We start from the raw sequence: 9357 nt of genomic DNA on the forward strand, positions 1-9357 counted from the left end.
CATGAACAGCCGCTCGCCTGAGGGGGCGAAGCAACAGGGCATGGCGATTATCAGCGCGTTGTTGATTGCGGCCGTGGTGGCGGTGATTGCGGCGGGCATGTTGACGCGCCAGAGCGTGTCGACCCGGGCGCTGGAGGCGGATCAGCAGCGTGTGCAGGGGCGTTGGCTGGTGCTGGGCGGGTTGGAGATCAGCCGTCAGTTGCTGTGGGACGCACGTCAGCGCGATCCGTTGACCCGGCTCGATCAGCCGTGGGCGCAGCGTCTCTCCGCGCAAGGTTTTGAAGGGCGGCTGGAGGATGAGCAGGGCAAGTTCAACCTGCGCAATCTGGTCGCCAACGAGCGGATTGATGAGGCGCAGGTCGCGGCGTTTCAGCGCTTGTGCGAGTTGATCGGGGTCAGTGCCGGGTTGAGTCAGCGCATCAGTCAGCGGGTGATTGCTTCGTACCCGCGACTGCTGAATGCGCAAATGGCCGAGGCGTCGAAAAGTGGTTTCGACAGTGGCCGCGCCACCTCGCCTAACGCTTCACACAAACCGCAGAATCCGACGCTGCCGATGCTGCGCAGCATCGATGATTTGCGCAGTGTCGACGGCGTGAATGAGGCGCTGATCGGCAAACTGGCGCCGTACCTGACGGTGATTCCGGCGACGACTTGGCTTAACGGCAACACCGCCACCGCGCCGGTGTTGGCCGCGTATGTGCCGGGGCTGTCGCTGGAGCGTGCCAATGCGCTGATTGCCGAGCGCGATGCCGGGCGTTGGTTTATCAACCGGGGCGACTTCGTTAACCGTTTGCGCATGCCGCAACTGGAGTTGACCAGCGTCAAGGTCGGCATCACCAGTGACTGGTTTCGCCTGCGCGGTGAGGCGCGGCGTGATCAGCGGCGGGTCAGTCTCGAGGCGTTGTTGCATCGCAGCCAGGACCGCTTGCCGCAAGTGATCTGGTCGCGGGTGGGCGTATGAGCCAGTTGAAGATTGCGTTGCCGCCCTTGGCGGAGCTGGATCTGCACAGTCAATTGCACTGCGCGTGGCTGGATCGTCAGGGCCAGGTCACGCGCGAAGAACGCCTCAGTCTGAGCCAGTTGAGCCAGCAGTCGAAACTGCCACCGCTGGTGTGTTTTCTGCACCCGGCTGACAGCCTGTTGGCGAGTCTCGATTTGCCGCCGTTGCCGGCCAACAAGATTGTCGCGGCGGTGCAATGTGCGGCGCAGGCTTTGATGCTTGGCGACAGCAACGAGATGCACATCGCGCACAGTTCGCGGGATGAGGCCGGGCAGGTGCAGATCGCCTGGGCGCCTCGGCAGCAATTGTTGCGGTTTGGCCAATTGCTCAAAAGCGCTGGGCTGAACCTGCGCGGTCTCTATCCGGCGCCGTACAGCTTGCCGGTGCTGCCCGGCACTGTCGCTTGCGTGCAGGACGGGCATTTGTTGTTGCGCGATAGCGTGCAAGTGGCGCGGGTGCAGCCGTTGTTCGATGACGGTTTTGACGGTGTGGTGTGGGAACCGGGTGCGACTTTGCATTGGATCGGTGAGCAACCACCGCCGGGCGCCGAATTGCCGATGGCGGGTGCGCAGCGTTGGACTGGACCGCTACCGGGTTGGGGCCTGCACGGCGCAGTCCAGCAGCAACAAACCGAGCATCGCGGTTGGGGCCGAGCCATTGGCTTGTCGGCGTTGGCCGTGGTGGTGTGGGTGATCGGTTTGAACCTGTATGCCGCTCGCGAGGCCGGGCAGGGTCAGCAGCTGAAAACCCAGATGAACCTGCGGGTAAAGCAGGCATTCCCTGAGTTGCCAGTGATCCTCAATCCATTGCAACAAGCGCGTCAGCAATTGGCGGCGCGGCAGAAGGGCGCGGCGGATGATCCGGCGCAGACGTTCAATCGTCTGGTGTTGCAGGCGGGCAGCGGCATGCCGTCGATGGCCGGCAGTGTTGAGCGGCTGGCGTTTGTCGACGGCACGTTGCAACTAAGTCTGCTGAGTGAAGCCCGTCGCGGCGGCAATGATCAGGAGTGGCAAAGCACCTTGGCCCAGGCCGGTATCAGCGTGACGGCGGATGACGAGGGCTGGACCTTGCGGCCGTCCACTGAGGCCAGCCCAAGTGAAAGCGACGACAGCGGTGGAGCAGAAGAAGATGAATAAGGCCTCGCTCGCGCTCTATCGCACCAAGTGGCAACGCTTTAACGCTCAGGTGCAGGCGCGTTGGCAGCCGTTGGCCCTGCGTGAAAAACGCATGGTTGCCGGCATGGCCATTGCGCTGATCGGCCTGCTGCTCTGGGTGGCGCTGATCCAGCCGCCGCTGAAGAAAATCACCTATTGGCAAACCGAGACGCCAAAGCTGCGCGCCCAGACCGAAGCGCTCGAAGTGCTGCTGCGCGAAGTCAGCGTGCGTCCGGACGGGCAAAGCGTGGCGCAGTCGCTGGAGCAGACCCTGCAGGCCAGTGGCTTGGCGGGGCATTACCAACTACAGGAGGCACAAGGCGCCTGGCAGTTGACCTTCGACGCGGCGCCGGCCGACGCCGTGCTCGATTGGCTGTTGAGCAACCCGGCACAACTTTCTCTGCAAGTGGTCGAGGCCCGTTTGCAACGCGCAGACAACCCCTCGACCGAAGTCACCGCCGGCACTTTGTCAGGCACCGTTCGCATGGATCAGGCGCAGGGCGCTAAGGAAGCTTCATGAAGTGGTCAGGTTCCAATTGTGTACGTACGGCCGCGCCGTTTCTGTTGTTGGCACTGAGCGCATGCAGCAACACCACCGCGCCACAGAATCAGCCGCCGTTGCTGGTCGACAGCGAACTGGGGCGGCCGCTGGCCAACACCCAGCGCAGCGGCGACGCAGTGCTCGACCGCGAACGCGCTCAGGCGCAGGCGCGACCTGTGCCGAAGCAATTGCACAACATCACTAAGAGTGCGCGCAGTGGCGCGGCGGCGTCGGGCATTGCCTTGCCGAGTAATCCTTTGGGCGATCAACCGGTGACGCTGAATTTTGTCGACGCCGATATTCAAGCGGTGGTGCGGGCGTTGGCACGTTCGACCGGTCAGCAGTTTTTGGTCGACCCTCGGGTCAAGGGCACGCTGACGCTGGTCTCGGAAGGTCAGGTGCCGGCGCGGCAGGCTTACGACATGCTGTTGGCGGCGTTGCGCATGCAGGGTTTCAGTGTGGTTGACGTGGGCGGTGTGGCGCAGGTGGTGCCGGAGGCGGATGCGAAGCTGCTGGGTGGGCCGATTTACAGCGCCGATAAGCCGGCCGGCAACGGCATGCTCACGCGCACGTTTCGGCTGCAATACGAGAACGCGGTGAACTTGATTCCGGTGCTGCGGCCGATCGTTTCGCCGAATAATCCGATCAACGCTTACCCCGGCAACAACACCATCGTTATCACCGATTACGCCGAGAACCTGACCCGCGTTGCGCAGTTGATCGCGAGCATTGATTCGCCGAGTGCGATCGATACGGATGTGGTGCAGATCCAGAACGGCATCGCTGCCGACATCGCGCCAATGGTGGCTGATCTACTCGATGCGCCGGGCAATGATCCGACGCAGAAAATTGCGGTGATCGGTGATCCGCGTTCCAACACCATCATCATTCGCGCTGGCAGCCCGGAGCGCACGGAGTTGGCGCGTAACCTGATCTACAAACTCGACAACGCGCAGAGCAATCCGAGCAATCTGCATGTGGTTTATCTGCGCAACGCTCAGGCGGCGAAACTGGCGCAGGCGTTGCGCGGTTTGCTCACCGGTGAGAGCGACAGCGGTACCAGCGACAGTGCGCGTTCGGTGCTCAGCGCGATGGGCGGCAGTACCGGCGGCAGCGCTGGGCAGAACGGCCAGAGCGGTACGCAAAGCAGCGGCAGCACGTCGACCACTACCAGCAGCGGCAGCACGGGCGGAAGTTACGCGCAGGGCAGCAGTGGCAGCACAACCGGTAGTGGCGGCGCGCAGAACAGCGAGCAGAACGTCGCCTTCAGCGCCGGTGGCGTGACCATTCAGGCTGACGCCACCACCAACACCTTGCTGATTTCCGCGCCGGAGCCGCTGTATCGCAACCTGCGCGAAGTCATCGACTTGCTCGACCAGCGCCGCGCGCAAGTGGTGATCGAGAGCCTGATCGTCGAAGTCGGCGAGGACGATGCCAGCGAATTTGGTGTGCAATGGCAGACCGGCAACCTCGGTGGCAACGGCGTGATCGGCGGGGCCAATCTGGGTGGTTCGGGGCTCAACACCAACGGCAAGACCAGCATCGACGTGTTGCCGCAGGGTTTGAACCTGGGCTACGTCAACGGCACCGTGGATATTCCCGGCATCGGCAAGATTCTCGACCTGAAAGTGCTGGCCCGAGCCTTGAAAAGCAAGGGTGGCACCAACGTGCTGTCGACGCCGAACCTGCTGACTCTCGACAACGAAGCAGCGAGCATTTTTGTCGGCCAGACCATCCCGTTTGTCAGCGGCAGTTACGTGACTGGCGGTGGTGGCACCAGCAATAATCCGTTCCAGACCGTGACCCGTGAAGAGGTGGGTTTGAAGCTCAATGTGCGCCCGCAGATTTCCGAGGGCGGTACGGTCAAGCTCGACATCTATCAGGAAGTCAGCAGCATTGATGAGCGGGCTTCGGCCAGTGCCAATTCGGCGGGGATCGTCACCAACAAACGCGCGATCGATACCAGCATTCTGCTCGATGACGGGCAGATCATGGTGCTCGGCGGTTTGCTGCAGGACGGTTACAGCCAGAGCAATGACGCGGTGCCATGGCTGGGTAGCCTGCCGGGGATCGGCGCGCTGTTTCGCAACGAGCGCCGGGCGATCACCAAGACCAACCTGATGGTCTTTCTGCGCCCGTACATCATCCGCGACAGTGAGGCGGGGCGCAGCATCACCCTCAATCGCTACGACTTCATGCGCCGCGCTCAGGGCGGTTTACAGCCGGAACGCAGCTGGGCGATGCCGGACATGCAGGCGCCGCAGTTGCCGACGGCGGCGCAGGGTGTGCCGGCAGTTTTACCGGTATCGGGTCCGCGCGCCACTATCAAAGCGGTGCCGATCCAATGAGTTCGCTGCCCTACGCCTGGGCCAAGGCGCAGCGGATTTTGTTGTGCGATGGTGTGCTGACGGTGTGCCCATCGACGCCGGGCTGGTCGATCAGCGAGGCGCGGCGTCAGTTCGGCGCGACCACGATTCAGCGCGTGCGCGATGACGAACTCGATGGCTTGCTCGCCAGCGCTTACGCCGACACCGGCAGCGCAGCGGCAGTGGTCGGTGCTGCAGAAAACGAAGTCGACCTCGATCGGCTGATGCAAGACATGCCGGAAATCACCGACCTGCTCGACACCCAGGACGGCGCGCCGGTGATCCGCATGATCAACGCCTTGCTGACCCAAGCCGCGCGCGACGAGGCCAGCGATATTCACATCGAACCCTTCGAAACCCATTCGGTGGTGCGCTATCGCGTCGACGGCACGCTGCGTGATGTGGTCTCGCCGCGCAAGGCGTTACACGGTGCGCTGGTGTCGCGGATCAAGATCATGGCCCAGCTCGACATCGCCGAGAAACGCCTGCCGCAGGACGGTCGCATCGCTCTACGCGTGGCCGGGCGGCCCATCGATATTCGTGTTTCAACGGTGCCCACTGGGCATGGCGAAAGGGTGGTGATGCGTCTGCTCGACAAACAGGCCGGGCGTCTGCATCTGGAAACCCTGGGCATGGACGCGCAGGTATTGGCCAAACTCGATCACCTGATCCGCCAACCCCATGGCATCGTCTTGGTCACCGGGCCCACCGGCAGCGGCAAAACGACCAGCCTCTACGCGGCACTGGCACGACTGGATGCGAGCACCAGCAACATACTCACCGTTGAAGATCCGGTGGAATACGACCTGCCGGGGATCAGCCAGATTCAGGTCAACGCCAAGATCGACATGACCTTCGCCCTCGCACTGCGGGCGATTCTGCGTCAGGACCCGGACATCATCATGATCGGCGAAATCCGCGATCTCGAAACCGCGCAAATCGCCGTGCAGGCCTCGCTGACCGGACATTTGGTGTTGGCGACCTTGCACACCAATGACGCGGTGTCGGCGGTCAACCGCTTGATCGACATGGGCGTCGAGCCGTTTCTGCTGGCGTCTTCAATGCTCGGGGTTTTGGCGCAGCGACTGGTGAGGCGGCTGTGCAATCAATGCAAGGAAGAAGACCCCACCGCGCCCGGCACCTGGCGCCCGGTCGGTTGCGCAAACTGCAATCAAACCGGCTACAGCGGTCGCACCGGCATCCATGAATTGTTCTGCATCGACGACGACATCCGCACCCTGATTCACCAAGGGGCAGGGGAGCAGGCCTTGCGCGCATCCGCCGCGAAAGCCGGGATGTTCAGCCTGCGCGAGGACGGTGAACGCTGGATCCGCAGCGGCGCCACCGCCCCTGAAGAAATCTTGCGTGTAACACGGGACGCCTGATGAATCGCTATCGTTTTGAAGCCGCCGATGCCACCGGCAAGATCGAATCCGGGCACCTTGAAGCGGACAGTCAAAGTGCCGCTTTCACAACATTACGCGGGCGCGGTTTGACCGCACTGTCGGTGCACAAGGAAAGCAACGTCGCGCAGCATGGTGGCGGTGGATTGTTCAGCGCCAAACTCTCGGACAACGATCTGGCGTGGGCCACGCGGCAACTGGCAAGTCTGTTGGGCGCGAGCCTGCCGCTGGAGGCCGCGCTCAGTGCCACAGTCGAGCAGGCCGAGAAAAAGCACATCGCCCATACGCTCAGTGCTGTTCGTGCGGATGTGCGCAGTGGCATGCGGTTGGCGGAATCGCTGGCGGCACGGCCACGGGATTTCCCCGAGATCTATCGCGCGTTGATTGCGGCGGGGGAAGAGTCTGGCGATCTGGCGCAGGTCATGGAGCGACTTGCTGATTACATCGAAGAACGCAACAACCTGCACGGCAAGATTCTCACCGCTTTTATCTATCCGGGTGTGGTCGGGCTGGTCTCCATCGGCATCGTGATTTTCTTGCTCAGCTACGTGGTGCCGCAGGTGGTCAGTGCGTTTTCCCAAGCGCGGCAGGATCTGCCGGGGTTGACCCTGGCGATGCTCAACGCCAGTGATTTCATCCGCAGCTGGGGCTGGTTGTGTGCCGCGATCATGGCCGCCAGTTTCTGGAGTTGGCGGTTGTACCTGCGCAACCCGGCGGCACGTTTGAGTTGGCATCATCGGGTGCTGAAGTTGCCGTTATTTGGGCGCTTCATCCTCGGCCTTAATACTGCGCGTTTCGCCTCGACGCTGGCGATTCTCGGCGGCGCCGGAGTGCCGTTGCTGCGTGCGCTGGAGGCGGCGCGGCAGACGCTGTCCAACGACCGCCTGAGCCTGAGCGTCACTGAGGCCACGGCCAAGGTGCGCGAAGGCGTCAACCTCGCGGCGGCGCTTCGGGTGGAAAATGTCTTCCCGCCAGTGCTGATTCACTTGATCGCCAGCGGCGAAAAAACCGGGTCGTTGCCACCGATGCTCGAGCGTGCGGCGCAGACGTTGTCGCGGGATATCGAACGGCGGGCGATGGGCATGACCGCGCTGCTTGAACCGCTGATGATTGTGGTGATGGGCGGGGTGGTGCTGGTGATCGTGATGGCGGTGTTGTTGCCGATTATTGAGATCAACCAATTGGTGCAATAGATGTCTGCTGTTTTGTGGGTGTCTGGTCGGGCCTCATCGCGAGCAGGCTCACTCCTACATTTGAAATGCGTTCCCCTGTAGGAGTGAGCCTGCTCGCGATGAGGTCAGCTCAGGCAAAGAATCTGTAAAACTTTTTCACCGCCTCTGACCATCACCCGACCCTCGATTCCCCCATCCTCGGGTTCTCCTTTCTGTCATCTGCAACCACCCGCCAACGCCTCCAGCCCGATTCAGCCAAACCCCCGATCCAGGTCCTCCGCCAGCCTCCGCAAACACCCGAGAAAATCCCTTCAGAAACACCGTTCAGCTCCCGAGGTTTTTTCCTTTATCTGTCACCGGAAACTGCGAATTTCTCAGTGCGACTTAACCACGGCCACCGCTAGCGAGGGTCAACGGTGAGTCTTCCCAGTGTCATGCAAGCAACCCCGAAAACCTGTGTTCCCAAACCTAGTTGAAAAGGAGATTCTTCATGTTCAAGCGCACTCTGATCGCAGCTTCCCTGACCGTCGCCGCTCTGGCTTCCGCTCAAGCCATGGCCGTTACCGGTGGTGGTGCAACGCTGCCTGCCGCTCTGTACAAAGGTTCTGCCGACAGCATCCTGCCAGCCAACTTCTCCTACGCTGCCATCGGTAGCGGCGGTGGCAAGACTGCTTTCCTGAAGAACAACCCGGCTGGTTTCGGCACCACCGGCACCGTGCACTTCGCCGGTAGCGACTCGATCCTCAGCGCTTCGGAACTGAGCACCTACAACACCGACTTCGGTGCTTCGTACGGCCCGCTGATCCAACTGCCTTCGGTGGCCACTTCGGTTGCCATCCCTTACAAAAAAGCCGGCCAGACTGCTCTGAACCTGACCAGCGCGCAATTGTGCGAAGTGTTCTCCGGCCAGAAAATCACTTGGGGCGCGCTGCTGGGCACTGCTGACACCACCGCCATCCGCGTGGTTTACCGCAACGTTTCCAGCGGCACTTCGGAAATCCTGACCCGTCACCTGAACTCGGTCTGCCCGACTCAGTTCAACACCAACTCTACCTTCACCAGCGCCCGTATCGGCGGTATCGCTCTGCCTTCGAACTGGGTCGGCGTCGCCAACACTTCTGAAGTCGCCACTGCCGTGAACGCGGTTGACGGTTCCATCGGTTATGTTGGTCCGGACGGCGTTGACGCTACCAGCAACGCTGTGGTTGCTCGCGTCAACGGTGTTCAGCCTACTTCGCTGAACGTGACGCTGGCCCTGTCGTCGGTTTCCGCGCCTTCGACTCAAGCTGCGGCTGTACTGCCGGCGAACTGGTCGCCAGTGGTGGCTAACCCGGCTTCGGGCTACAAACTGGCTGCCTACACCAACTTCATCTTCGGCCAGTGCTACAAGGATGCAGCTGTGGCCGCTGACGTCAAAGCCTTCCTGACCACTCACTACAGCATCCCTGGCAACAACGCTGCGACTCAGGCTCACAAGTTTGTCGCTGTGCCTAACGCCTGGAAAAACGCTGTAACCGCGAGCTTCATCACCAACACTTCGGGCTACAACCTGGACATCAACAACGCTAGCGTCTGCAACGCTATCGGTCGTCCTTAAGCTCAAGCTGGCGTAATCGAAATGGCGGCAACCTTCGGGTTGCCGCCATTTTTTTTGCTCGAATACACCCCGAACATGAAGTTTGTGTGACATCCGTTCGGTCGTGACCCTCGCCAACTGCCTA

Annotated in this window: 7 protein-coding genes; all 7 read left to right on the plus strand. The window is 61.8% G+C overall.

The features are described from left to right. The first annotated feature begins 1 nt into the window (after position 1). The 7 genes from gspK (at position 2) to ACZ0A4_RS07285 (ending at position 9233) form a co-directional block, all read left to right on the plus strand. Entirely contained in the window at positions 2-961 is a 960-nt protein-coding gene (gene gspK, locus ACZ0A4_RS07255; RefSeq protein ID WP_463573815.1) for a type II secretion system minor pseudopilin GspK, read from the plus strand. After that, positions 958-2136, plus strand: a complete 1179-nt coding sequence (gspL, locus tag ACZ0A4_RS07260) for a type II secretion system protein GspL (protein ID WP_463573817.1) — start codon at positions 958-960, stop codon at positions 2134-2136. Before gspK ends, gspL begins: the two co-directional genes overlap by 4 nt. Continuing rightward, a complete protein-coding gene (gspM, locus tag ACZ0A4_RS07265) occupies positions 2129-2674 on the plus strand; it encodes a type II secretion system protein GspM (RefSeq protein WP_463573819.1) in 546 nt (181 codons plus the stop codon). Before gspL ends, gspM begins: the two co-directional genes overlap by 8 nt. Then, positions 2671-5043 (plus strand): type II secretion system secretin GspD, encoded by a 2373-nt coding sequence (gene gspD / locus ACZ0A4_RS07270; RefSeq protein WP_463573821.1) that lies wholly within the window; start codon positions 2671-2673, stop codon positions 5041-5043. Before gspM ends, gspD begins: the two co-directional genes overlap by 4 nt. Next, complete coding sequence (gene gspE / locus ACZ0A4_RS07275; RefSeq protein WP_463573823.1) at positions 5040-6446, plus strand: type II secretion system ATPase GspE; 1407 nt, start codon at positions 5040-5042, stop codon at positions 6444-6446. Before gspD ends, gspE begins: the two co-directional genes overlap by 4 nt. Then, a complete protein-coding gene (gene gspF / locus ACZ0A4_RS07280; protein WP_463573825.1) occupies positions 6446-7657 on the plus strand; it encodes a type II secretion system inner membrane protein GspF in 1212 nt (403 codons plus the stop codon). The genes gspE and gspF overlap by 1 nt, the downstream gene beginning before the upstream one ends. A 469-nt stretch (positions 7658-8126) precedes the next feature. Beyond that, on the plus strand, positions 8127-9233 hold the full coding sequence (locus ACZ0A4_RS07285) for a substrate-binding domain-containing protein (RefSeq protein WP_463573827.1): 1107 nt from the start codon (positions 8127-8129) through the stop codon (positions 9231-9233). Positions 9234-9357 lie beyond the last annotated feature (124 nt).

It is taken from the genome of Pseudomonas sp. AC172 (assembly GCF_979258595.1).

Bases quoted from the DNA above. Each gene is read 5' to 3' on its own strand.
- gspK (WP_463573815.1), top strand. From the start codon at position 2: ATGAACAGCCGCTCGCCTGAGGGGGCGAAGCAACAGGGCATGGCGATT.
- gspL (WP_463573817.1), top strand. From the start codon at position 958: ATGAGCCAGTTGAAGATTGCGTTGCCGCCCTTGGCGGAGCTGGATCTG.
- gspM (WP_463573819.1), top strand. From the start codon at position 2,129: ATGAATAAGGCCTCGCTCGCGCTCTATCGCACCAAGTGGCAACGCTTT.
- gspD (WP_463573821.1), top strand. From the start codon at position 2,671: ATGAAGTGGTCAGGTTCCAATTGTGTACGTACGGCCGCGCCGTTTCTG.
- gspE (WP_463573823.1), top strand. From the start codon at position 5,040: ATGAGTTCGCTGCCCTACGCCTGGGCCAAGGCGCAGCGGATTTTGTTG.
- gspF (WP_463573825.1), top strand. From the start codon at position 6,446: ATGAATCGCTATCGTTTTGAAGCCGCCGATGCCACCGGCAAGATCGAA.
- ACZ0A4_RS07285 (WP_463573827.1), top strand. From the start codon at position 8,127: ATGTTCAAGCGCACTCTGATCGCAGCTTCCCTGACCGTCGCCGCTCTG.